Below are 22328 nucleotides of genomic sequence, written 5' to 3' on the forward strand. Positions count from 1 at the left end.
TTGTGAGTCGATATCGGGCCGACGAGGTCGTAATCGATCCAACAAATTTGTATCCTCACGGCGCGGAGGGGCTGCCATGTCGCGGCTGTTGCCCTCCCTCCCCGACGCGACGCCCGAGGACCGGGAGCCGCGGGTCGTGGGCGTCGACGACGACGACGCGGACGACCTCATCGCGGCGCTCGGCTCCGAGACCGCGCGCGAGATCCTCACTCGCCTCCACGACGAGCCGGCGACTAAGTCGGAGCTCGCGGCCGAGGTCGACACGTCGCTCCAGAACGTGCAGTACCACCTCGCGAAGCTCGACGGGGCCGACCTCGTCGACGTCGTCGACACGACCTACTCCGAGAAGGGCCGCGAGATGGACGTGTACGCCGCCGCCGACGAGCCGCTCGTGCTGTTCGCCGGCGGCGAGGAGGAGTCGGCCGGGATCAAGAGCGCGCTGATGCGGCTGCTCGGCGGGTACGCGCTCATCGCGGCGACGGCCGCCGTCGCCCAGCGCCTCCTCTCGGTGGCGGGGCCGACGGCCCGCGTGACGACGACGACGGGAGACGGGGGCGGAGACGCCGGCGTCACCGCGGAGCAGTCCGGGGGAGACGGCGGGGGAACCGACGGCGGCGACGCGGCGGTCGACGGCACGGTCGAGTACGTCGTCGACCCGCTCGCCGACTACGCCGTCTCGCTGCTCGAGCCCGGCGTCGTCTTCTTCATCGGCGCGGCGCTCGTGTTCACGGTCGCGTGGGCGTACTGGTACCGGACCGCCCGGGCCTGAGGGCCGCCCGCGCGGGCGGAAGCGCCGCGCCCGTGGGACAGCTATTCATGCCGCCGCCACCACGGTCCGGTATGGAACACGAAGCCGAGGTCGTCGGGGTCGGAGCGGGCTCCGCGCCGGGCGGCGACGTGCCGGCGGTCATCCTCTCGGTCCGAGACGAGTACGTCCCGATCTTCGTCAGCGCCGACCAGGCGCAGTCGATCGGATTGGCGCTGGAGGGGGAGCCGTTCGACCGGCCGCTGACGCACGACCTGCTCGTCGACATCCTCACCGAGTTCGGCGGGGCGATCGACCGCGTCCGGGTCGACGACCTCCGCGACGGCACCTTCTACGCGAAGGTCGACGCGGAGCGGTACGAGGACGGCGAGCCGGAGCGGTTCGTCTTCGACGCGCGCCCCTCCGACGCGCTCGCGCTCGCCGTCCGGGTCGACTGCCCCGTCGTCGTCTCCGACGCGGTGATCGACGAGGCCGGCCGCTCCCCGGACTCCGTCCGCTTCGACGACGACCCGCCGGAGGGCTCCTGACGGCGGGACGCGCACCGGGCGGGGCCCCCGCTCCGTCAGCCCGGGAGCCGGAGGTTCAAGTCGCCCGCCTCCCCACCGCCGGTATGGACGAGACGGCGACCGTCGCGGAATCGCACACCGAGATGACCGAGATGCTGCTGCCGAACGACACGAACAACCTCGGGCGGGCGCTCGGGGGCGCCGTCCTCCACTGGATGGACATCTGCGGCGCCATCGCCGGGATGCGCTTCTCGAACCGACAGGTGGTCACCGCCTCGATGGACCACGTCGACTTCATCTCCCCCATCGAGATGGGCGAGGTCGCCGTCATCGAGGGGTACGTGTTCAACGTCGGGCGCACGAGCCTCGACGTGAAGGTCGACGTGCGCGCGGAGAACCCGAGGACGGACGAGGAGCGCCGCACCACGACCTCCTACTTCACGTTCGTCGCGCTCGACGACGAGGGCACCCCGGCGAGCGTCCCGGAGCTGACCTGTCCGACGCCGGAGGAGGAGGCGCTGCGCGACGAGGCGATCGAGGGGCGGCGCGAACAGCTCACCGACATCGTCGAGCGGTACGACCTCTGACCGACGCCCCCCTACTCGCCGGCGACGACGTCGACCCGCGCCGTGAGCGACGAACCGAGCCTCTCGTGGGCTGCGACCGCCGCCTCGTGCGCACCCCTGACTCGCGAGGCGAACGCGCCGAGCGACTCTCCCTCCTCGGTGGCGGCGAGGTGGCTCGGGCAGCCGCAGTCGGACGCGCCGAACCCGTCGACCGGCCCCGCCGGGAGGCGCTCGGCGATCGCGCACTCGACGTCGGCGCCGAGGCTCCGGACGACGCGGTCGATCCGGGCGTCCGGGTGACCGAGCAGGTGATCGACGTGCCAGTGGCGCACGTCGTGCTCGCCGCGCGCGGTCCGGCGGTGGCGGTCGACGCGCGAGAACCCGCCCGCGCCGAGCGCGCTGCCGGTGTACGCGTAGACGCCGGCGTCGAAGCGGGCCTCGCCGAGCGCGCCGACCTCGATCGCGGCGGGGGCCGCGAGCTCCACGAGGAGGGTGTAGGTGCCGCCGTCGTCGGGATCGGGAGCCCCGGCCCCGCTCACGACAGCGCCTCCGGCGGGTCGCTCGCGGCCGGGCGGAGGTCGTCGACCAGGTCGCGCGCGTCGTCGGTCAGCCGGTACGTCTCGTGGACGTCGGCGGGGTCGCGGCCGCGGCCCGACAGCGTCCCGACGACGTCGGCGATCCGGTCGTAGTTGTCGCGGACGAGCCCGCCGACGATCCCCGGGGTGCCGGCGCGGTCGGCGAGCTCCTCGGCCGCCGATCGGCCGGCGTACACCCGGCGCTCACGGGGGTCGACGAGCACCATCGCGAACGGGCGCGAGCCGAACTGCGCGTCGAGGAACGGGCCGACCGGGTCGGCCTCCCACGGCACCGCGACGACGCCGTCCAGCCGGCGGAGCGCGAGCGCCGCGACCGAGCAGTACGGACAGTCGCCGTCGAAGATCAGCACCGGCGCGTCCGAGTCGTGACTCATGGTGATCGATACGTCCCGCGGCGGCTTAAGCGGCCGGCCGGCGGGGAAAACGAGGGCGAAAGACGCCGCCGCGTCTCAGTGCGAGTGGCCGAGCGCGTCTTCCAGCGACTGCCCGAACCGCTCCTCGAACAGCTCCGCGGCCGTCTCGTTCATCTCCGCGATGTCCTCCGGCACGTCGCCCTCGCTGTGGTGGACGATGACGTGCGCCTGCTGGGCCATCGCCTGCACCACGACGTCGCTGACGACGCGGGTGGGCTGTTCGCCCTGCTCGCTGAGCACGTCGACGAGACCGGCGGGCAGTTCGAACGACTCCTCGTCACCGTCGGGACCGGTGATCGTGTAGGTTTCCGTCTCTCCCATACGTCTCGGTCGCGGTCGGGACATAAGGGTCTGTGGAAAGCGCGCGCGGCTGACGCACGCGCGTCTCGAACACCGGAGCGCCGGGCCTTCCCGCCCCGGGGCTACCCGTGCGCCGAGATGGCCTTCACCGAGAAGCCGGAGAGGGCGATGCTCGCGAGGTAGACCGCGATCGCGGTGACGACGATCGAGCCGCCGGACGGGAGCCCGAGCCCGATCGAGACGGCGAAGCCGCCGAGCACCGACAGCTGGCCGAAGATGACGCCGAGGTACGTCGTCTCGCGGAAACTCCGCGCGACCTGCGAGGCGGCCGCGACGGGGACGACGAGCATCGCCGCGACGAGGATGACGCCGAGCACCTGCATCGCGCCGACGACGACCACCGCGGTCAACACCACGAGCAGCGTGTTGTAACCGGTGACGTTGAGCTGAGCGACGCGCGCCGCCTGCTCGTCGAAGGTGATGAAGAGGAGCTGCTTGTAGGTGAGCGCCACGCCGGCGACGACGAGCAGCGAGAGCGCGCCCATCAGGCGCGCGCCCTCGGCCGTGACGACCGCGAGGTTCCCGAACAGGTACCCCTCGATGTTGATCGCGGTCAGCCCGCGCCCGTAGCTGACGATGAGGGTGCCGACCGCGAAGCTCCCGCTGAGCATGATCGCGATTGGCACGTCGCCGTAGGCGTCGGTGCGCTCGGTGAGCCACTGGACCGCGAGCGCCCCCGCGATCGCGACGGCGAGCGCGACGAGGAGGAGCGAGCTGCCCCACCCCGTCGAGGCGTCGACGAGGATCCCGATCGCGACCCCCGCGAACGCCGTGTGCGCCAGCGTCTCACCGATCAGCGCCATCTCCCGGTGGACGAGGAACGAGCCAACGAGCGGGGCGACGACGCCGACGAGAACGCCGACCGCCATCGACTGCCACATGATCGGGTGCCGGAACACGTTCGTGCCGAACGCGGTGTCCATCCCCCGTCCGAGCGCGCGGAACGCGGCGTACAGGTCGCTCGCGACCGGGAGGTCCTGCGCCCAGTAGAGGAGGAGGAACGCGAGCATGCCGACGGCGACGACCGCCGTGAGGCCGAGCGCGGCGATCTCGGCCGTCCGTCGGAGCCCGCGTTCGGGCCTCGCGTCCGGGCTCGCCTCCCCCTCGCCGTCCGCGGTCTCGGTCCCGCTCATCAGTGGTGGTGGTGGACGACCTGTCCGGTCGCGCCGTACGCCTCCGAGAGGGCGTCGCTCTCGACGAACGACTCGGTGTCGCCGTGGTGGTACAGCTCGGTGTTGATACAGGCGATGCGGTTCGCGCGGTCGGTGACGACGCCGATGTCGTGCTCGATGAGGATGGTGGTGATCCCGTCGTCGTTCAGCTCGTCGAGCAGCGCGTAGAAGGCGTCGCGCGACTCGGCGTCGACCCCCACGGTCGGCTCGTCGAGCGCGAGCAGGTCCGCGTCGCTCGCGAGCGCGCGGGCGATGTACGCGCGCTGCTTCTGCCCGCCGGACAGCTCGGTGACGAGCCGGTCGGCGAGGTCGCCGATCCCGACCGTCTCGATGGCGTCGGCGACGGCGGCGCGGTCGGCCTCCGAGAGCCGCCCGCGGCCGGCGTGCGCGAACCGGCCCATGGTGACGCACTCGCGGACCGTGACTGGCATCGCCCCGCCGCGGCTCGTCGCCTGCTGGGAGACGTAGCCGATCCGGCCGCCGTCGTCGAACTCGTCGACCGGGCGGCCGAACAGCTCGACGCTCCCCTCGTCGGGCTCGTGGAGCCCGAGCATGAGGTGGAGCAGGGTCGTCTTGCCCGAGCCGTTGGGGCCAACGAGTCCGAGGAAATCGCCCGCCTCGACCGTCAGAGAGACGTCTCTCACGGCGGCGGTGTCGCCGTAGGCGAACGTCACGCCGTCGAGGTCGACGATCGCGGTCACTGCGTGTCTCCTCTCTGGGTCGGCCGAACGTTTAGCTCTTTTAGTCCGTCGCCGACGGCGGGGCAGTCGGCCGGCGGCGCCCCGTCGGGATGGCGGGTCACTGCGCCCCGAACGCCCGCTCGAACGCGGGGACGTTGACCTCGGTCATCTGTTCGAGGTAGCCGTAGCCGGCCTCGTTCCACTCCTCGGTGGTCCCGCCGGCCGGGCTGACGGGCGTCGTCTCCGTGGCGTCGCTGTTCTCAACGACCGTCTCGGCGAGCCGCGGCGACTCGAAGCGGTCGTAGAGGACCGTGTCGATCCCCTCGGCGTTCACCAGCTCGATGGTGTCGGCGATCTCGCTCTGGCTCGGCTCGTTCTGCGGCGAGACGCCGACCGGGGAGTGGAGCCGGAACCCGTAGCGCGCCTCCAGGTACTGGAAGGAGTTGTGGCCCGCGATGACGGCCACGTCGCGATCGGCGTCCGCGGCGACCGACTCGAAGGCGGCGTCGACCGCGTCGAGCTCCTCGGCGTACGCGGCCGCGTCGTCGGCGTAGGCGTCGGCGTTCTCGGGGTCGGCCTCGCCGAGCCCCGCCGCGATGGTCTCGACCATCCGCGCCGCGAGCACCGGGTCGACCCAGACGTGGGGGTCGTGCTGGCGGCCCTCCTGGCCTTCCTCGTCGCCGTCGTGGTTCTCGTCGCCGTCGTGGTTCTCCTCCTCGTGTCCGTCCTCGCCCTCGTGCGAGTGGTCCCAGTCGAGGAGGTCGCCCTCGACGTCGGCGAGCGCGTCGACAACGGCGACCGAGTCGTAGTCGGCCTCGAGCGTCGCGGCGAGGTCCTGCGCCCACGCGAACTCGGGGCTGTCGAGGTAGACGAACGCGTCGGTCGAGGCGACGTCGGCGGCGAGGTTCCCGTCGGGCGTCCAACCGTGTCCGAGCCGGCCGACCTCGACCGGGCTCTCGAAGCTCGCGCGGTCGCCCGCGACCTCGTTGGCCCAGTCGTTGAGCGTGAAGAAGGCGGCGTACCCGCCGTCGAATCCGGCGGACCCCTGGTCCGCGGCGCCCGAACAGCCGGCGAACGAGGCCGCGGCGCCGGCGGCCAGCAGGCCCGCCCCGCCCCTCAGCACCGACCGACGTGAGTGAGTCATACCGATCCGTAACGCCCGTTAATAGAAAAGGATTGTTACTTCACAACTCTAAGTTAATAACTGAGGGCCAGAGAGCGGGGCTCGATTAACAACGGCGGGGCGGTCACCGACCGCTATCGGCGGGAACGCCGCCGTCCCGCTCACTCCGTGAGATCGACGGTCGTCGCCTCCGCGAACGACGCGAGCCGATCGGGATCGACCGCGAACACCGCGCTCGGCGTCCCGGCTGCGCCGTAAACCGTGTCGTACCCGGCGAGCGTCGGGTCGAAGACGGTCGGGAGCGCGGCGTCGTGACACAGCGGCGGCACGCCGCCGATGCTCCAGCCGACGGTCTCGCGGATGCGCGCCGGATCCGCCATCGCGGCGTCGTCGGCCCCGAAGTGGGCCGCGACCGCGTCCAGGTCCAGCCGGTTCGCGCCGCTGGTGATCGCGGCGACGAGGGAGCCCCCGTCGGCGTCGGCGGCGCCGTCGACCGCGACGTCCCCGCCCGAGAGCGACACCACGATCGTGGAGGCGATCGCCGCGGTGTCGCAGCCGACGGCGTCGGCCGCCGCGGCCGCCGTCTCCGTGCCGGCGTCGAACTCCAACACGTCGAGGTCGACGCCGTACCGGTCCCGCGCCCGTGCCGCGAACTCCGCCGCGCGCTCGTGCATGCGAAGAAGGAGGCCCGCGGCGGAGTATGAAGCTCTCGGCCGCGGCACGTATGGCGGGCGGCCGCAACCGACCGGCCGGGTTTCGAGCACGGGTCCCGTCGCCGACCCCCTACCGCGTCCGCAGCTCGTCTTTGTCCTTGATCACGCGGGCGTCGCCCTCGCCCGAGGTGACCTCGTTGACGAGGTCGTACAGGTCGTTCTGCAGCCCGGCGGGGAACGTGAGCACGCCGACCCACGAGCCGTCGTTCTGCCACTCCTCGCGCTCCAAGTCGCCGAACTCGCGGATCTGCGCCTGCCCGGATCCGGCGTAGTCCGCGGGGAGCTGAACCGCCATCGTCACCTCCTCGAACCGGATCGGGATGACGGGGCGGAGCGCCTCCAGCGCGTCGTCGACCTGGTTCTCGACCGGCTCCATCGGATCGATCTGGAACCCCGCCTCCTCTAAGGCGCGCTCGATGCGCTCGGGCGGGTGCGGCGAGTCGTCCATCTGCGGGTTCACCGCGTTGCGGGTGATGGTGGTGACGAGCTGGTTGTGCTTCCGCTCCATCATCTCCTCGCGCTGCTCGGCGGTGATCTGTATCTCCCCGCGCTCGACGACCTCGGGGATGATCTCCAGCGGATCCGTCGTGCCGAACACGGTCTCTAGGTCCTCCTCGGCCGGGCGATCGCCGCGCGAGGCGTTCTCGAACACGTCCTCCGCGGCGATCACGTCCTCCAGGTCGCCCTCGAACTCGCCTCGCTTCATCGCGAGCGCCGCGTCGGGGTCGATCAGCACCTCGAAGCGTTCTCCGTGCGACTCAAGTCGGGCCGTCACGGCCTCGTCGAGCGATATCATACGGGGAGATACCACCCCCGTACTGAAAAAGCCTCCCGCGAGGCGCGGTCCGCCGATCCCCGCCCCGACCGTTCGGTCAGCGGCCGGCCGAGGGACGCTCGTCCGCCCAGTCGTCGCGACAGGCCTGCGAACAGAAGCGACGGTGTTCGACGTCGGCGCCGTCGACCCAGGTGACGGTTCGGCGACCGACGCCGAGCGCCGGCCCCCCACAGGTCGCGCAGCGCGGCGCGGACTCCTCGTCGACGTCCTCCTCGAGGTCGGAAGTCGGATCTACCATACCCGTCCGTGCGTCCCCGGACACTTGAACCCGCGAAGAGCGGCAGTTCTGGCCGGGCGACCCGGGGACCGGCCGCCAACGTCGACCGCTCCGCCGCGGTCACCGAGGCGGTCGTCCCCTCGCGCCCGCTACCGTCCGAGGGGCCGGTCGCCGCGGACCCGGCGACCCCCGCTCGGCGGCGACCGACGTTTCGAGGGGTGTTCGACGTCGATCTCCGCGTCGGGCGCGGGATCGGGGAGGATCCGCTCGCGGCCGTCCGGCCACCGGACGACGACGCGGCGCGGCGTCGCCCCGCCGAGCCCGAAGTGCGCGACCGGCTCGGTCTGGCAGAGGCAGCCGCCGCCCGCGTCGACGGTCCGGCGCTGGATCCCGGCGGTCGTCTCCAGCCTGACGACGGCGCCGCGGGCGGGCGCCCCGTGCCGCGTCGTCGGCCGGACGCGGAGCCACCCGGCGTCGGCGGCGCCCGGGACCTCGTATGCCGCGATCGGCTGCGCGGCGACCTCGCCGTGGACGACGAGGAGCTCCAAGACGCCGTCGCCGTCGAGGTCGGCCGCCACCGCGCCCGTGCCGAACCCGTCCGGTTCGGCGGCGGGACCCGGGTCGACGGGCTCCCAGCGAGAGGCGTCGTCCCCCGCGTCCGACCCGTCGCCGCCGACCCGCTCGTAGAGCCGGTTCGGCTCGCCCGAGACGTTGTAGAACAGCTCCTCGCGGCCGTCGTTGTCGAAGTCGGCCGCGACGACCGTCCGGACGCGGTCCGGCTCCCTGAGGGCCGCCGGCGCGACGTCCTCGAACCCGCCGGCCGAGCCGTGGCGGAGGAGGCGGTTCGGGCCGTCCTCGTTGCCGACCGCGAAGGCGAACGTCCCGCCCTCGTCGACGAGGGCGGCGCCGCGGGTGTCGCCCGCGGGGTCGGCCAGCGCGCCGCCGCCGGTCGGGTCGTAGTGGCCGCCCTCGTTCCGGAACAGGCGGTTCGGACCCCGCTCGACCCCCGCGAACAGGTCGCCCTCCCCGGAGCAGTGCGGGACCGCGAGCAGGGACCGGCAGCCGCCGTCGACCTCCAGCCCGACGGCGTCGGCCATGTCGGTGATCTCGCCGTCGTCGCCGAGCTCGTAGAACGCGAGGGGGGCGGCGTAGCCGGAGACCGCGACCCCGTACCGACCGGTCCCGAGGCGGTCGAGCGCGGCGACGGACCGGCCGGCGCGCACGTCGAGGCGGTCGGTGTTCACGTCGAGCGCGAACACGTCCGTCCAGCGGTAGCCGTCGGACTCGAGCCGGCTCAAGAGGAGGTCGGGGTCGCCGCCGCCGTCGACGCCCTTGGTGCAGTTGTGGACGTACACCTCCTCGCAGCCGTCGGCGTCGAGGTCGGCCGCGCAGACGCCCATCCCGTGGCGGGTCCCGTCGGCGACGATGCCGCAGGCCGTGTCGACGAAGCGGTCGCCCTCGCGGGCGTACAGTCGGTTCGGTTCGCCGTAGCCCGCGACGAAGACGAGCGGTCCGTCCAGTCCCGGCGTCACCGCGACGCCGTACCCGCGGATCGGGTCGTCGTCGCCGACGAGATCGGACCGCTCCGTGAACATGGTGTCCCGTCACCGCTCGGAGAATATGAACTCACGGGTTGGATTCAGCCCGAGACCGGTAAATACGGGTCCGAGTTCCGGTTGCGGAATCCGGTCGATATCCCTACAGATTCCGCTCGATGTACCGGTTCATCGCGCCGACGCGCGTCTCGTCGAACGTCCACATCCCGCGCCAGACCCTCGGCTCCGTCTCGACGGCGAGGAGACCGACGCCGCCTTCGATGCCGCGCTCGAGGTCCGGGCCCGCGACGTCGTCGACCGAGTGCGGTCCCTCCGGCGGTCGGTAGACGACGAACCAGCTGCGTGTGAAATCGCGGCTGTCGCCGCCGTGGACCACCGCGTCGAGGCCGCGCGGGAGGTCGTCCGGCACCCCGTACAGGTGGGTGTCGACGCCGGCGCCGGCCACACTCTCGTACACCTCGCGCGTCCCGACCTCGTCGTCGATCCGGGAGAGCCGCTGGAACGAGGAGCGCAGCGTCCCGTCGCCGGCGACCCACGCCGCGCGCTCGATGAAACGCGAGACGGTGATGAGCAGGAGCTTCTGGCGGTTCGACTCCGGGTATCCCCGGAGCGTGAACGTCGTGTCGTCGAGGCCGCGTATCACCGCCGGCAGGTCGACGTCCGTCAGCGTCCGAGTCCCGGTGATGTACAGGTCGGAGTTCACGAACAGCACGGCGTCGCCGAGCTCGCCGAGCGTCGAGCCGGCGACGACCTCGTCGCCCTCGACGAGCAGCGCGAGGTTCTCCACCGCCTCGGGGTCGTCGCCGTCGAACGGGACCGCGTCGTTCCGTCGGAGCGCGTCCACGTCGATCACCGGTCCCTCGCACGCGTCGCCGGCACGCATCGTCAGCCGTTCGGCGGAGAGTCCCGATCCGCCGGCGACGCCGACGCCCTCGGACCGGGCGCCGCCGTCGCCCGCGAGGCTCCCGTCGGTCACGTCCACCGCGTCCTCCCCGAACGTGTCGGCGAGCATGTTCACGACCGGGTCCGGGTCGGTGCGGTTGACGACCACGATGGACCGCTCGACGCCGTCGAACCGGTCGAGGAGCCGTTCGAGAGTCACGTACCCCGACTCCGAAATTTCGGCCCATAAACGTTCGTCCGCGGTTATCCGGTCTGAGAAACGGGTCTGTCGGCGTCCCGACGGCGGGCTTCCGAGGCGGATCCGAGCGGCGGAGCGGCCGGACGACTTCCCGTTCAGGCGCCGACCGTCTCCTCCAGCAGCTGGAGCGGGTGTTCGATCTCGTAGCCGGTGCCGTGTTCCATCTGCATCGCGCAGGTGGGGCACTCGGTCATCCCCACGTCGCCTTCGGCGTCCTCCATGTGCTCGAACATCTCCTCGCCGATCTTCATCGACTTCTCGTACTTCTCCTCCTTCCAGCCGTAGGTGCCCGAGATGCCCGAACAGGAGTCGCCGACGTCCTTCATCGTCACGCCGTCGACGTCGCGGAACGTCTCGACGGCCTGCCGCGAGAGCCCCTGATTGCGGGCGTGACACGGCGCGTGGTAGGCGAACGACCGCTCGCCGGCGAGCTCCGTGCCCGCCAGTTCGCCCTCCAGGTCCTCGTTGATCCGGAGGTACTCCAACGCCTCGTAGGTGTGCTCGGAGACGTCATCGATCCCGTGGATGTCGAACAGCTCCGGGTACTCCTGCCGGAGCGACATCGAGCAGGAGGTGCAGGAGGCGATCACGTCGGCGCCCTCGCCGATGGCCTCGATCAGGCTCTCGACGTTCGTCTCCGCGTGCCGGCGGGCGTCCTTCAGCATCCCGTTCGCGAACATCGGGGTGCCGGAGCACTTCTGCGGGGGCACCATCACCTCGTAGCCGAAGTGCTCGTACACCCTGACCATCGCCTTGCCGACCTCGGGGGTGTTGTAGTTTGAGTAGCAGCCGTGGAAGTACGCCACGCGCTTGTCGGGGTCCTCCACCTGCGCGCCGCCGCGGGCCTTCCACCACTCGCGGAACGTCTCCGTGGCGAACTCGGGGAAGTCGCGCTCGCTCGTGACGCCGAGGAGCTTCTCGCCGGCCCACATCGCGCCCGGGACCTTCGTCGCGGCGTTGGCCAGCCGGGGCACCTTGCTCGCGATCGACGCGAAGAAGCGGTAGTTCGAGAGGATGCGGTTCCGGACGTACTCCCGGGAGAGCTTCTCCATCTGCTCTTCGACGAACTGGCCGCGCGCCTCGTTGTGCATCTGCGAGAGCGGCACGGAGGAGGGGCAGGCGTCGTCACAGCGCATGCAGTTCGAACAGGAGGTGATCGACTCGTCGATGTCGTGGTCGTCCTTCCGCTTGAGCCGCCACTGCTCCGGCCCCTGGAACTTCGGCCCCGGGAACTCCTCGTCGACCTCGGCGACCGGGCAGGAGGTGTCGCAGCTCGTGCACTTGTAACAGGAGTCGGCCCCTTCGCGGAGGTCGAGGTCGCCGCCGGGGAACACGTCGACCGGGTCGTAGGCGTCCGGGTCGAGCTCCGCCGAGTCGGAGCCGCCGGTCGCGCTCTCGACGCCGCCGTCGGTGGCCGGTCGCTCGGCCGTCGGAGCGTCGCCCGCGGCGGCGCCGTCGGAGTCGGTACCCGCCTCCGACACCTCCCCGTCGTCGGGGACGAAGATCGACGGCTGCTCGTCCCGGCCCGCCTTCGGGACGCCGGGACTGGCCCGCGGCTCGCTCCCGTCGTCGCCGTCAGTCGCGCCATCCGGTTCGTTCGCCCCGTTCGCCCCCTCCGAGTCGTCGTGGTCGTCCGTGTGTCGTGTCATTGGGTCGCCTCCGTCGCCGCCTGCCGCCCGGCCACGAGGCCGGTCGCGAGCGACACCCCGCTCGCGGACTTCTCTCGCGCCGCGTCCGCGCCGCCGACGACCCCGCCGGCCGCGAAGACGTTCGCGTACTGTGCCTCGCCGTCGGCGTCGAGCGGGCGCCCGCGCTCGTCCGGACGCACGCCGAAGCGCGCGTACGGCTGGTCGCCGAACGCGTCGTCGACGAACCACTCGTAGCGGTCGTCCGGCTGCTCGACGTGGAGGTCGAAGACGGGCTCGCGGACGTCCTCGCGGTCCGAGTCGAGCCCCTTGCCGACGAGCCCGCCGGTCGCGAGCACGAAGGCGTCGGCGCCGTACGGCGTCTCCCGGCCCTTCCGGTCGACCGCGACCGTCTCGACCCGGCCGTCCGCTTCGGTCTCGATCCCGACGACGGGGTTGCCGGTCTCGAACCGGACGCCCTCGGCGTCGAGCGCGTCGTAGAGCCGGTCCTCCAGCCTGAGTCCGGGGAGACTCGGCGGCCCCATCGGGATCTCGAACACGTCGGCGCCGAGCCGGTCGGCCAGCTCGGCGCGCACCTCGTCGCCGCGGTCGTCGCCGAGGAACGCCGGGAAGCCGACGCGCTCGACGCGGTCGACGCCCCCCGACTCGTCGACGACGTCGTGGAGGTGAGGGCCGACCGCCTTCGCCAGCGCCTCGCGGGCCGGCGTGCCGTCGATCGCCTCGTCGTGGTCGAGCGCCTTCGCGAGGCGGGTGACCTTCGTGTCGGCGCGGAACGCCTCCGCGAACTCCACCTCCGCGCCGGCGACGTCGAACGGGACGCCGGCGGCCTCCAGCCGGCCGGCGAACGCCCGCGCGTCGTACTCGGTGAGCAACCGGAAGCCGACGATGAGCGCGGGTCGCTCGTCGCTCGCGAGCCCCGCCTCCGCGGCCGCCGGGTAGCGCGCGGTCGGCTTCACGCTCCCGCCGAACGTCGGCAGGAGCGCGTTGCGGTCGGCGTGGCCGCCTCGATACGCGTCGCCCGCGAGCTCGTCGAACAGGTCGAGCCCCTCTCGGAGCGCGTCGGAGCCGACGATCCGGTAGGGGTGGCTCTCGGGGAGTCGCTCGATCCCCTCGAAGGGATCGGCGAGCGGGCCCTCCGGGTCGGGCCACTCGTCGCGGTCGAGCTCGCGGCCCGCGGTCGGCGGCCCCTCGCGGAGCGGCTTCGCGGGCTCCGTCGCCGGGACGTAGCCGAGCGCGTCGATCAGTCCGGAGGCCTGCCGGAGCGTGCTCGCCTTGTGGGAGACGAGTCGCACGTCGGCGCCCTCGCGCGAGGCCGAGATCGCGGCCGTGATCGCCGCCAGCCCGCCGCCGACGACGAGGACGTCGCTGTCGATCGCCATCAGCGGCCCCCGTCGGCGGCCGCGTCGTCAGCGCGGTCGGTGTCCTCGACCGGGTCGTCACCTGCGCGGCCCCCGTCGGTCGCCGCGGTCCCGGCCTCGCCGCCCTCGTCGGCGTCGGCGCCCGCCGAGCCCGCCTCGGCGCCCGCGTCGAAGGCCCCGAAGTCGACCTCGCTATCGAGGTTCGCCGGGTCGCCGTCGCGGTTCATCGTCGTCGCGTGCAGCAGGTGGTTCAACATCGCCTGCGAGAGCTGGCGGCCCCACAGCGCGTGGCGCTGACCCTTCCAGCGCTCCTGGTACAGCTCGTCCTCGGCGTCGCGGACGACGGGCTCCGGGTACTCCTGCGCCAGCTCCGCGGCGATCCGGTGGGTGCAGAAGCCGCCCTGACAGTTACCCATCGAGGCGCGGGTGCGGAGCCGGACCGCGTTGAGGTCGCTGCCCGCCTCGCCGATCGCGTCCTGCACCTCGGCGCGGGTGACGCCCTCGCACTCGCAGACGACCGGGTTCGGGTCGGACGAGGAGAGCACGTCGTCCGCGCGCGACCCCAGCCGCTGACCGGAGCGCCGGGCGACCGGGGACCGGAGGCCGAACTCGTCCATGAGCTCCTCCATCCGCGCGTCGCTCTCCGAGCCGGGGAGCGGCGCGTCGGCGGTGTCGCAGGTCGCCTCGTGGTCGAGGAGGTCGCAGACGTGGTCGGAGATGGACTCGGCCATCATCCGGTAGGTGGTGAGCTTCCCGCCGACGATGGTCGTCATCCCGGGGAGGTCGTCGCGGTCGCCGTGGTCTAAGAGGAAGTAGTCGCGCGTGATGTCCGTCGGGTCCTCGGTGCCGGTTCCCGGCGGCTCGTAGAGGGGGCGGACGCCCCAGAACGACCGCAGCGTCCGGGCGTCTTTCAGCGCGGGCACGAGCTCCGAGAGCGTCTCGATCATCAGGTCGACCTCCCACTCCTCCTCGGGATAGTCCTCGGGGTCGTCGACCTCCTCGTCGGTCGTGCCGAGGATGCAGGCCGTCTCGTGGGGGACGACGATGTCGGCGTCGCCCTTCGGCCGGCACCGGTTGATGACGGTGTCGACCTGCCGGGTGTTCATCACCGTCATCACGCCCTTCGAGGGGCGCACCTCGACGTCGACGCCGGCCATCTCGCCGACGTTACCGGCCCACGCGCCGGTGGCGTTGACGACGTGTCGCGCCCGGATCTCCTCGGTCGTGCCGGGCTCGCGGTGGACCCGCTTGCCGGGGCCGGACTCGTGTTCGACCTCGACGCCGACGACCTCGCCGCCCTCGACGAGGACGTCGGTGACCGGAGCGTGCGTCTCGACCCGCGCGCCGTGCTCGCGGGCGTCGGCCGCGTTGGCGACGCAGAGCCGGAAGGGGTCGACCGCGCCGTCCGGGAGCGCGATCGCCTTCTCCACGTCGCGCGCGAGGTACGGCTCGCGGCGGCGCGCCTCCTCGCCGTCCAGCACCTCGACGGGGATGTCGCACGCGCGGCACCCCTCCAGCTTCTCCTGGAAGTACTCCTCGGAGTCCTCGGGCCGCTTGACGAACATCCCCCCCGTCTCCTCGACGCAGTGGGCGGCGATGTCGCGGAGCACCCGGTTCTCCTCGATACACTCCCTCGCGCTCTTCTGATCGGAGACCGCGTACCGGCCTCCGCTGTGAAGGAGCCCGTGCATCCGCCCCGTCGTGCCGTGCGTCAGGTTCCCCTTCTCGACGAGCACCGCGTCGAGCCCGCGCCGCGCGAGGTCCCTGACGACGCCGCAGCCGGTCGAGCCGCCCCCGACGACCACGACGTCCACCTGTTGGTCCATATCCGACCGCTCGGACCCCGTCCACTTTACTTTACCTCCTCCTCGGTAGTTCGCATAACTATCAGGGACATTCAAGTAGTGCAAGCGTTGGCGCCAGCGATTTCTTTATATACTATCTTTTTCAACCGCGCTCAAAAGCGGATTTTAACAGTTAGATTATTATGGTAGTACATTATGTTCACGAACGGCGTGGTAGCTTCCGTGAAGATATAAGGCGGCGACGACGGTGGCGAGCTCCGGACTGCGGCCGTGCGGCCGGCGTGCGGGCCGGACGCGGTCGCTCGGGGCAGGTCACCTCGCGGAGCCGACTCCCGGTCGGGCCGAGACGCACCCGCTCGGGCACGGCCCGAGACGGGGTCGGCGACGTCGCCACGTGCGGACCAGCGCCACAGGAGGGATCCAGAACATGACACAGTACGTCGGTGCGATAGACCAAGGCACGACCGGTACCCGATTCATGGTGTTCGACCACGAGGGGCAGGTCGTCGCGAACGCTTACGAACAGCACGAACAGATATACCCGAACCCCGGGTGGGTCGAGCACGACCCGATCGAGATCTGGGAGAACACCCAACAGGTCGTCCTCGACGGGCTCGCGGACGCGGGGCTGGACGCGGACCAGCTCGACGCGATCGGGATCACCAACCAGCGCGAGACGACGATCGTCTGGGACAAGGACTCCGGGAAGCCGGTCCACAACGCCCTCGTCTGGCAGGACCGCCGGACGACTGACCGCGTGGAGGAGATCCAGGAGGCGGGGAAGGTCGAGGAGATCCGCGAGAAGACCGGACTGGAGTGCGACGCGTACTTCTCCGCGACCAAGACCGAGTGGATCCTCGACAACGCGGAGCCGCTCAAGATGCAGGCCTCCCGTGGCGGCGACCTCCGCGATCGGGCCCGCGAGGGCGAGCTCGTCATGGGCACGATCGACTCGTGGCTCATCTACAACCTGACGGGCAACCACATCACGGACGTCACCAACGCCTCCCGGACGATGCTGTACAACATCCGGGAGATGGAGTGGGACGACGAGCTTCTCGAGGAGTTCGGCGTCCCCGAGGAGATGGTCCCCGAGGTCCGCCCGTCCTCGGACGAGGAGTACTACGGCCACACGGACGCCGACGGCTTCCTCGGCAAGGAGGTCCCGGTCGCCGGCGCCTTAGGCGACCAGCAGGCCGCGCTGTTCGGCCAGACCTGCTTCGACGAGGGCGACGCGAAGAACACCTACGGCACGGGCTCGTTCTACCTGATGAACACGGGCAACGAGGCCGTCAAGTCCGACCACGGACTCTTAACGACCATCGGCTTCCAGATGTCCGGCGAGCCCGTCCAGTACGCGCTGGAGGGGTCGATCTTCATCACCGGCGCCGCCATCGAGTGGCTGGAGGACGTCGACCTCATCAACAACGCCGCCCAGACCGCGGAGCTGGCCCGCTCGGTCGACTCGACCGACGGCGTCTACATGGTGCCGGCGTTCACCGGGCTCGGCGCCCCGCACTGGGACGGCCGCGCTCGCGGGACCATCGTCGGGATGACCCGCGGGACGAGCAAGGAGCACATCGTCCGGGCGACCCTCGAATCGATCGCCTACCAGACCCGCGACGTCGCCGAGGCCATGGAGGCCGACTCCGGCGTCGAGACGACCAGCCTCCGCGTCGACGGCGGGGCGGTCAAGAACAACTTCCTCTGTCAGCTCCAGTCGGACATCATCCAGACCGACATCGCCCGGCCGGAGGTCGACGAGACCACGGCGCTCGGCTCGGCGTACGCCGCCGGTCTCGCCGTCGGCTACTGGGACAACGTCGACGAGCTCCGCGACAACTGGCAGGTGGACCGCGAGTTCACCCCCGAGAAGGACCAGGCCGAGGTCGACAAGCTGTACGGCCGGTGGGACGACGCGGTGGAACGCTCCCTCAACTGGGCGCAGGACGACGAGGAGGAGGAATAGATGAGCGCCGAGGCTACGGCGCTGCTCGCGTCCGGCGACCTGCTCGCGCAGTCGGGCGGGGTGCTCGCGCAGTGGAATGCGGGGTCGATCGAAGCGGTGCTCGACATCCTGCTCGATCCGACGATCTGGCTCGGCGCGGCCGCCGGCGGGGCGTTCGGCGCCGCGCTCGGTGCGCTCCCGGCGTTCATCTTCACCGGATTCCTCGTCATCGCCGGCGTGTTCGGCGGCGACGCGGCCTCGGGGGCCGGCGTCGGCGTCGGGTTCGGTCCCGTCTTCGGGCCGCACATCTCCTTCGCCGGCGGTGCGGCGGCGTCGGCGTACGCGGCGAAGAACGGCGCGATGGAGTCCGGCTTCGACTACCACAACGCGAAGGACATCGGCTTCGCGCTCGGGAGTCGGCCTGACATCCTCGCGGTCGGTGCGGCGTTCGGCGTCTTCGGCATCGTGCTCGAACAGACGCTCCGGAACCTGGCGATCCCGACGGACCCGATCGCGTTCACCGTCGTCGCCAGCGCGCTGCTCCACCGGGCGGTGTTCGGCTACTCCGTGATCGGGAACGTCAGCAGCAAGGCGAGCGGCTACTTCGACATGGGGCCGTTCGAGCGCGAGGAGATGCGCGATCCGGACGAGGTGCCCGGCGACGGCGACAAGTCCAGCGAGGACCGGCTCGCGGTCGAGCCGTGGCTGCCGAACATGTACAAGTGGTCGCACGTCGCCGCGATCGGCGCGGCGTCCGGGCTGGCGGCGGCGTACGCCGCGATCCAGACCGGAAACGTCTTCCTCGGGTTCGGTATCAGCGCGGCGACGCTGCTGTTCCTGAACCTCGGCGTCGACCGGATCCCGGTCACGCACCACATGACGCTCCCGGGCGCGACGGCGTGGGCCGCGTTCACCGGCGCGGGCTTCAGCGGCACCGTCGGCCTGATCGCCGGGGCCGGGTTCGGGCTCCTCGGCGCGGTGATCGGGGAGGCCTTCCAGCGCGTCTTCTACGCGCACGGAGACACGCACGCTGACCCGCCGGCGGCGGCGATCTTCATCACGGCGTCGATCCTCGCGGTGCTGTCGATCCTGGGCGTCCTCGGCTCCATCTGGGTGCCGGGCACCTAAACGCCGCCTTCCGGTTTTTATCCCGTCGGAAGCACCGAGGCAAGAGCCACATACGAAACGACACCAGCGATGATCCCGACACCAACCGAGGTAACGAACCCGTGAGTGAACGCGAACGCGGCGACGGCGACGACCGACAGGACCACCAGCCCGATGCCGGCGGCGCCGTGGTGGTACGCGCCCACCGTCGGGTGTTCGCTGAGAGAGACCCGCTCCGGGTCCGAGACGCGAACGCTCGCGTGATACGGGATGTACAGCCGAGCGCCGATGCCGGCGGTCGCCGCGGTGATCGAGGCGAACTGGACGTCGACGACGAGCTCGCGGACGAGGAGGAAGGCGGCGATCGCGACGATCAGCGCGACCGCCTTGCTCCGCTTGTCGGCTTTGACGACCGACTCGTCGAACTCTGGTTCGGACATACTCCGCGGGAGGCGGGCGGGGGTGTTAAGATTGTGGACGGCGGCGGCGCCCCCGGTTCGGCATCCGGTCGCGATCGCCGGGCGGCGACGGCGTTCGAGGTGGATTTAACGTCGCCGGGCGCGAGGGGCCGGTATGAACGCGGAGACGCTGGGGCTCGAGAGACGCGACGGTCGCAACATGCTCGCGGTCGCGGGGATCGTCACGCTCGTCGTGGCGGTGACCGCGGAGGGACCGATCGGCGCGCGGGTCGTCGCGGGCGCGATCGTCGGCGCCGTCGCGGCCGCCGTGTTCGTCGTCTCGACGGTGCTGATAAACCGATACAAGCCCGACCACTGGTGAGGCGGGGTCGGTCATCCGGTCGGAGCCCGCCGCGATCGTGCCGTCGCGGTTCGTGCCTGTTTTATTCGGACGCGCTGGAGGGTCGACCGTGAACATCGACGATCGGATCGAGCGCCGGCTGGGGTACGACGCCGGGGCCGGCGTCCTCGTCGACCTCGACGCCGTCTCACCCGTCTCGCACGCGGAGTCCCCGACCGGCCGGGGACCGGTGTTCGAGCGGCTGCTCGACGTCTTCAGCCCGGCGTTCTCCGGGTCGCTCCCCCCGAGCACCTACGTGCACGGCCCGAAGGGGAGCGGGAAGTCGGCCGCCGTCTCCGCGCTGTTCGACCGGCTGGCGGCACACAGCGGCCCGCGCCGCGCCATCCAGACCGCGACGCGGGCGGTCGAGCCGACGCTGCCGGGGTTCGTCTACGTCGACGCGCGGCGCGGCTCGACGCGGTTCCGGCTCTACCACGACGTCCTCTCGACGATCGGCGACGACCCGGTCCCCGAACACGGGATCGGCACCGACGAGCTCGCCGACGAGCTGCGGGAGGGCGTCCGCACCGGTCCGGAGGTGGTCGTCGCCGTCGACCACACGAACGAGCCGGAGACGCCGGACGCGACGACCGTCGTCGACTGGCTCACCGAGGTCAGCGAGCACATCGCGCCCGTCTGTCTCGGTCGGGACCCGCCCGACGCGATCGAGTGGGAGCCCGAGGCCGCCGTGGCGTTCGAACCGTACCGGCGCCACGTGCTCGTCGAGCTGCTGACGAGCCGGTGCTCGACCGGGCTCGGGCGCGACGCGATCAGCCACGACCAGATCCGCGAGGTCAGCGAGTGGGCCGACGGCGACGCCCACGACGCGCTCGCCGCGATCGCCGGCGCCGCGATCAGCGCCGAGCGCGCGGGCGCCTCCACGGTCCGACCGGTCGATCTTGACGCCGGGATCGAGGGCGTGCCAAAGCCCGGCGCCGCGCTGGGGCGGGTGCTCGCGCTCTCCGAGAGCCGGCGGCGGCTGCTGTACGAGCTGGTCAGCCTGCCGGAGGACGACCGGGAATCGGTGAGCGCGGCGACGGAGACGATCGCCTCGCGGCCCGCGGTCGACCTCTCGGCGTCCACCGTGCGTCGGGTGCTGTACGAGCTCGCGGACGCGGGGCTGCTCGACCGGGTGACGGTCCGCCAGAGCGGCGGGAAGGGGCGACCGCCGAGCCGGCTCGTCCCGCGGTTCCCGACGCTCGTGTTCCGAGAGCTGTTCGACCGGCCGTCGTGGTCGGCCTGACCCGCTCGATCGACCGAGCGACCGGGCCGCCGCCGTCGACGCCCGCGGCTCCCTTTTATCGACGCTCGCGGCCGACTCCCGCCGAGCGAACGCAAGACAGTTGCGCCCGGCCGCCCGACCGCCGGTATGGTGCCGCCCCTCGCGTTGGACATCGACGGGACGCTGACGACGCCGAGCGGTCGGATCGACCCCCGCGCCTTCGAGCTGCTGCCCGGCTGGGACGCGCCGGTCGTCCTCGCGACGGGGAAGGCGTTCCCCTACCCGGTCGCGCTGGCGCACTTCCTCGGCCGGTCCGAGACCGTGATCGCCGAGAACGGGGGGATCGCGCACGTCGACGGCGAGACGGCGGTCCTCGGCGACCCGGCGGCCCCGCGGGCCGTCGTCGAGGGCTACGAGGCGCGCGGCGGGGAGATCGGGTGGGGAGACGGCGACACGGTGAACCGCTGGCGCGAGACGGAGGTCGCGCTGTCGCTCGACGCCGACGAGGCGCTGCTCCGCGAGGTCGCCGCGGCGGCCGAGGGGAGCGTCGAGGTCGTCGACACCGGCTACGCGTACCACGTCAAGTCGCCCGCCGTGAGCAAGGGAAAGGCGCTCGAACGCGTCGCCGACGCGCTCGGGCTCGCGTCCGACGAGTTCGCCGCCGTCGGCGACAGCGAGAACGACGCCTCGACGTTCCGCATCGCCGGCGAGTCGTACGCGGTCGCCAACGCGGACGCGACCGCCCGCGACGCCGCCGACGTCGTCCTCGACGAGGGGTTCATGGACGGGACGGAGGCGGTGCTGGCCGAGCTGCGCGAGCGGGGCGAGTGAGGGCGCCGGCGGCGCCCTCGGGGCCGCCGCGACGCCCCGCCGCAACCGCTTTGTCGGTCGTGGGCGTGTGACGCGGTATGACCGGACGGATCGAGGCGATTCACGTCGCGCCCGAGGCGGGCGCGCCCATGGAGGAGCGAGACCGCGTCGAGGCGGTCTCCGGGCGGGGACTGCGCGGCGACCGTTACTTCCTCGAGCGCGGGACCTACTCGCGGTCGGCGCGCGACGTGAGCCGAGAGCTGTCGCTGATCGAGGGCGAGACGCTCGACGCCGTCGAGCGCGACTACGGGGTCGCCGTCGGCCCGAACGAGCACCGGCGCAACCTCACCACCGACGGTATCGGGCTCAACCGCCTCGTCGGCGTGCGCTTCAGCGTCGGCGACGCGACCTGCGAGGGGGTCGAGCTCTGCGAGCCGTGCTCGTACCTCGAATCGCTGCTCGAACGCGAGGGGGTCCGCGAGGCGCTCGTTCACCGGGGCGGGCTCCGCGCCAGGATCGTCGAGGACGGCGCGATCGAGACCGGCGCGTCGATCCGGATCCTCGGCGACGCGGCGGACGCGGCGCGCCCGCGGCTCGAAGACGCGTAGTCGGAGCGCACCGCGACGACGCGGCCCCGTTCGGCGCCGCGCCCCCGCTCACGTCGTGAACAGCTCGGTGTCGTCGGGGACGGCGAACAGCCCGAGCCGGACGCCGGCGTCGAGCCACCCGTAGCCGTACGAGTACGACGCGAGCGCGTTCACCGGGTCGCCGCCCTCGCGGAAGTGCCGCCCGTCTTCGAGGTACGACTCGGCCATCTCGGTCACGTCGGCCGCGGCCTCGCCGAGGGGGGTGTCGGCCGGCGGCCGCGGCTCCGCGACCGCCAGCGCGTCCGCGAGCATGCGCTCGTAGCGGTCCGTCTTCTCCTCTAAGTCGGCGCTCATGGGCTCCGGTTCCCGCGAGCGGCGCAAAAAGCTCCCGGGGGCGACGGGG

25 protein-coding genes are annotated in these 22328 nt (G+C 71.8%); 9 read left to right on the plus strand and 16 right to left on the minus strand.

Features of this window, described 5'->3' with window-relative positions; all coding sequences use genetic code 11:
• Positions 1-76 precede the first annotated feature (76 nt).
• From B4V04_RS05280 to B4V04_RS05290, 3 genes are all read left to right on the plus strand, one after another.
• A complete protein-coding gene (locus B4V04_RS05280; protein ID WP_498229778.1) occupies positions 77-769 on the plus strand; it encodes an ArsR/SmtB family transcription factor in 693 nt (230 codons plus the stop codon).
• Positions 770-840: 71 nt separating this feature from the next.
• Positions 841-1293: a bifunctional nuclease family protein gene (locus B4V04_RS05285; RefSeq protein ID WP_498229780.1), complete on the plus strand. Its 453-nt coding sequence runs from the start codon at positions 841-843 to the stop codon at positions 1291-1293.
• Between the two features lie 83 nt (positions 1294-1376).
• Positions 1377-1859: an acyl-CoA thioesterase gene (locus tag B4V04_RS05290; protein ID WP_498229782.1), complete on the plus strand. Its 483-nt coding sequence runs from the start codon at positions 1377-1379 to the stop codon at positions 1857-1859.
• 11 nt (positions 1860-1870) lie between these two features.
• On the opposite strand, the gene B4V04_RS05295 is transcribed toward B4V04_RS05290, so the two are convergent.
• The 14 genes from B4V04_RS05295 to glpA all read right to left on the minus strand — a co-directional run bounded on the left by B4V04_RS05295 (position 1871) and on the right by glpA (position 15474).
• Positions 1871-2377 (minus strand): GIY-YIG nuclease family protein, encoded by a 507-nt coding sequence (locus B4V04_RS05295; RefSeq protein WP_498229784.1) that lies wholly within the window; start codon positions 2375-2377, stop codon positions 1871-1873.
• The gene (locus B4V04_RS05300) at positions 2374-2808 is read right to left on the minus strand and encodes a thiol-disulfide oxidoreductase DCC family protein (protein WP_144799286.1); all 435 of its coding nucleotides are present in this window, start codon (positions 2806-2808) and stop codon (positions 2374-2376) included. Before B4V04_RS05300 ends, B4V04_RS05295 begins: the two co-directional genes overlap by 4 nt.
• A gap of 75 nt (positions 2809-2883) precedes the next feature.
• Positions 2884-3168, minus strand: coding sequence for a DUF7545 family protein (locus B4V04_RS05305; RefSeq protein ID WP_144799287.1), 285 nt, complete (start codon positions 3166-3168; stop codon positions 2884-2886).
• A 101-nt stretch (positions 3169-3269) separates the two neighbouring features.
• Positions 3270-4340, minus strand: a complete 1071-nt coding sequence (locus B4V04_RS05310) for a metal ABC transporter permease (protein ID WP_498229787.1) — start codon at positions 4338-4340, stop codon at positions 3270-3272.
• On the minus strand, positions 4340-5080 hold the full coding sequence (locus B4V04_RS05315; RefSeq protein ID WP_498229789.1) for a metal ABC transporter ATP-binding protein: 741 nt from the start codon (positions 5078-5080) through the stop codon (positions 4340-4342). The genes B4V04_RS05310 and B4V04_RS05315 overlap by 1 nt, the downstream gene beginning before the upstream one ends.
• 97 nt (positions 5081-5177) lie before the next feature.
• On the minus strand, positions 5178-6203 hold the full coding sequence (locus B4V04_RS05320) for a metal ABC transporter substrate-binding protein (protein ID WP_498229791.1): 1026 nt from the start codon (positions 6201-6203) through the stop codon (positions 5178-5180).
• 140 nt (positions 6204-6343) lie between these two features.
• Positions 6344-6856 (minus strand): YbaK/EbsC family protein, encoded by a 513-nt coding sequence (locus B4V04_RS05325; protein ID WP_498229793.1) that lies wholly within the window; start codon positions 6854-6856, stop codon positions 6344-6346.
• Between the two features lie 109 nt (positions 6857-6965).
• Positions 6966-7691, minus strand: a complete 726-nt coding sequence (locus B4V04_RS05330; protein WP_498229794.1) for a ribosome assembly factor SBDS — start codon at positions 7689-7691, stop codon at positions 6966-6968.
• 76 nt (positions 7692-7767) lie between these two features.
• Positions 7768-7968: a DUF7576 family protein gene (locus tag B4V04_RS05335; protein WP_498229796.1), complete on the minus strand. Its 201-nt coding sequence runs from the start codon at positions 7966-7968 to the stop codon at positions 7768-7770.
• Positions 7969-8096: 128 nt separating this feature from the next.
• Positions 8097-9542 (minus strand): CRTAC1 family protein, encoded by a 1446-nt coding sequence (locus B4V04_RS05340; RefSeq protein WP_498229798.1) that lies wholly within the window; start codon positions 9540-9542, stop codon positions 8097-8099.
• A 103-nt stretch (positions 9543-9645) separates the two neighbouring features.
• The gene (locus B4V04_RS05345) at positions 9646-10605 is read right to left on the minus strand and encodes a hypothetical protein (protein ID WP_498229800.1); all 960 of its coding nucleotides are present in this window, start codon (positions 10603-10605) and stop codon (positions 9646-9648) included.
• A 134-nt stretch (positions 10606-10739) separates the two neighbouring features.
• Positions 10740-12293, minus strand: coding sequence for an anaerobic glycerol-3-phosphate dehydrogenase subunit C (locus B4V04_RS05350; RefSeq protein ID WP_498229802.1), 1554 nt, complete (start codon positions 12291-12293; stop codon positions 10740-10742).
• The gene (gene glpB, locus B4V04_RS05355) at positions 12290-13669 is read right to left on the minus strand and encodes a glycerol-3-phosphate dehydrogenase subunit GlpB (protein ID WP_498229804.1); all 1380 of its coding nucleotides are present in this window, start codon (positions 13667-13669) and stop codon (positions 12290-12292) included. The genes B4V04_RS05350 and glpB overlap by 4 nt, the downstream gene beginning before the upstream one ends.
• Positions 13669-15474, minus strand: a complete 1806-nt coding sequence (gene glpA / locus B4V04_RS05360) for an anaerobic glycerol-3-phosphate dehydrogenase subunit GlpA (protein WP_498229805.1) — start codon at positions 15472-15474, stop codon at positions 13669-13671. Before glpA ends, glpB begins: the two co-directional genes overlap by 1 nt.
• 406 nt (positions 15475-15880) lie before the next feature.
• On the opposite strand from glpA, the gene glpK reads away from it, so the two are divergent.
• Both glpK and B4V04_RS05370 read left to right on the plus strand, forming a co-directional pair.
• On the plus strand, positions 15881-17422 hold the full coding sequence (gene glpK, locus B4V04_RS05365; protein ID WP_498229807.1) for a glycerol kinase GlpK: 1542 nt from the start codon (positions 15881-15883) through the stop codon (positions 17420-17422).
• On the plus strand, positions 17423-18529 hold the full coding sequence (locus B4V04_RS05370) for a DUF7973 family transport facilitator (RefSeq protein WP_498229809.1): 1107 nt from the start codon (positions 17423-17425) through the stop codon (positions 18527-18529). It abuts the gene before it with no gap.
• Positions 18530-18546: 17 nt separating this feature from the next.
• On the opposite strand, the gene B4V04_RS05375 is transcribed toward B4V04_RS05370, so the two are convergent.
• Positions 18547-18948, minus strand: a complete 402-nt coding sequence (locus tag B4V04_RS05375) for a hypothetical protein (RefSeq protein ID WP_498229811.1) — start codon at positions 18946-18948, stop codon at positions 18547-18549.
• 133 nt (positions 18949-19081) lie between these two features.
• On the opposite strand from B4V04_RS05375, the gene B4V04_RS05380 reads away from it, so the two are divergent.
• The 4 genes from B4V04_RS05380 (at position 19082) to B4V04_RS05395 (ending at position 21946) form a co-directional block, all read left to right on the plus strand.
• Positions 19082-19288 carry a hypothetical protein gene (locus tag B4V04_RS05380; protein WP_498229813.1) on the plus strand — a complete coding sequence of 69 codons (207 nt, stop codon included), beginning with the start codon at positions 19082-19084 and terminating at the stop codon, positions 19286-19288.
• A gap of 88 nt (positions 19289-19376) precedes the next feature.
• Entirely contained in the window at positions 19377-20549 is a 1173-nt protein-coding gene (locus tag B4V04_RS05385) for a Cdc6/Cdc18 family protein (protein ID WP_498229814.1), read from the plus strand.
• Positions 20550-20675: 126 nt separating this feature from the next.
• On the plus strand, positions 20676-21359 hold the full coding sequence (locus B4V04_RS05390; protein ID WP_498229816.1) for an HAD-IIB family hydrolase: 684 nt from the start codon (positions 20676-20678) through the stop codon (positions 21357-21359).
• A 77-nt stretch (positions 21360-21436) separates the two neighbouring features.
• Complete coding sequence (locus tag B4V04_RS05395; RefSeq protein ID WP_498229817.1) at positions 21437-21946, plus strand: MOSC domain-containing protein; 510 nt, start codon at positions 21437-21439, stop codon at positions 21944-21946.
• Between the two features lie 48 nt (positions 21947-21994).
• On the opposite strand, the gene B4V04_RS05400 is transcribed toward B4V04_RS05395, so the two are convergent.
• Positions 21995-22279, minus strand: coding sequence for a DUF357 domain-containing protein (locus B4V04_RS05400; protein WP_498229819.1), 285 nt, complete (start codon positions 22277-22279; stop codon positions 21995-21997).
• Between the last annotated feature and the right edge of the window lie 49 nt (positions 22280-22328).

Source organism: Halorubrum sp. B52 (genome assembly GCF_059752555.1).

Bases quoted from the DNA above. Each gene is read 5' to 3' on its own strand.
- B4V04_RS05305 (WP_144799287.1), bottom strand. From the start codon at position 3,168: ATGGGAGAGACGGAAACCTACACGATCACCGGTCCCGACGGTGACGAG.
- B4V04_RS05370 (WP_498229809.1), top strand. From the start codon at position 17,423: ATGAGCGCCGAGGCTACGGCGCTGCTCGCGTCCGGCGACCTGCTCGCG.
- B4V04_RS05325 (WP_498229793.1), bottom strand. From the start codon at position 6,856: ATGCACGAGCGCGCGGCGGAGTTCGCGGCACGGGCGCGGGACCGGTAC.
- B4V04_RS05335 (WP_498229796.1), bottom strand. From the start codon at position 7,968: ATGGTAGATCCGACTTCCGACCTCGAGGAGGACGTCGACGAGGAGTCC.
- B4V04_RS05300 (WP_144799286.1), bottom strand. From the start codon at position 2,808: ATGAGTCACGACTCGGACGCGCCGGTGCTGATCTTCGACGGCGACTGT.
- B4V04_RS05375 (WP_498229811.1), bottom strand. From the start codon at position 18,948: ATGTCCGAACCAGAGTTCGACGAGTCGGTCGTCAAAGCCGACAAGCGG.
- B4V04_RS05380 (WP_498229813.1), top strand. From the start codon at position 19,082: ATGAACGCGGAGACGCTGGGGCTCGAGAGACGCGACGGTCGCAACATG.
- glpB (WP_498229804.1), bottom strand. From the start codon at position 13,669: ATGGCGATCGACAGCGACGTCCTCGTCGTCGGCGGCGGGCTGGCGGCG.
- glpA (WP_498229805.1), bottom strand. From the start codon at position 15,474: ATGGACCAACAGGTGGACGTCGTGGTCGTCGGGGGCGGCTCGACCGGC.
- B4V04_RS05350 (WP_498229802.1), bottom strand. From the start codon at position 12,293: ATGACACGACACACGGACGACCACGACGACTCGGAGGGGGCGAACGGG.
- B4V04_RS05320 (WP_498229791.1), bottom strand. From the start codon at position 6,203: ATGACTCACTCACGTCGGTCGGTGCTGAGGGGCGGGGCGGGCCTGCTG.
- B4V04_RS05310 (WP_498229787.1), bottom strand. From the start codon at position 4,340: ATGAGCGGGACCGAGACCGCGGACGGCGAGGGGGAGGCGAGCCCGGAC.
- B4V04_RS05290 (WP_498229782.1), top strand. From the start codon at position 1,377: ATGGACGAGACGGCGACCGTCGCGGAATCGCACACCGAGATGACCGAG.
- glpK (WP_498229807.1), top strand. From the start codon at position 15,881: ATGACACAGTACGTCGGTGCGATAGACCAAGGCACGACCGGTACCCGA.
- B4V04_RS05280 (WP_498229778.1), top strand. From the start codon at position 77: ATGTCGCGGCTGTTGCCCTCCCTCCCCGACGCGACGCCCGAGGACCGG.
- B4V04_RS05330 (WP_498229794.1), bottom strand. From the start codon at position 7,691: ATGATATCGCTCGACGAGGCCGTGACGGCCCGACTTGAGTCGCACGGA.
- B4V04_RS05285 (WP_498229780.1), top strand. From the start codon at position 841: ATGGAACACGAAGCCGAGGTCGTCGGGGTCGGAGCGGGCTCCGCGCCG.
- B4V04_RS05395 (WP_498229817.1), top strand. From the start codon at position 21,437: ATGACCGGACGGATCGAGGCGATTCACGTCGCGCCCGAGGCGGGCGCG.
- B4V04_RS05390 (WP_498229816.1), top strand. From the start codon at position 20,676: ATGGTGCCGCCCCTCGCGTTGGACATCGACGGGACGCTGACGACGCCG.
- B4V04_RS05340 (WP_498229798.1), bottom strand. From the start codon at position 9,542: ATGTTCACGGAGCGGTCCGATCTCGTCGGCGACGACGACCCGATCCGC.
- B4V04_RS05400 (WP_498229819.1), bottom strand. From the start codon at position 22,279: ATGAGCGCCGACTTAGAGGAGAAGACGGACCGCTACGAGCGCATGCTC.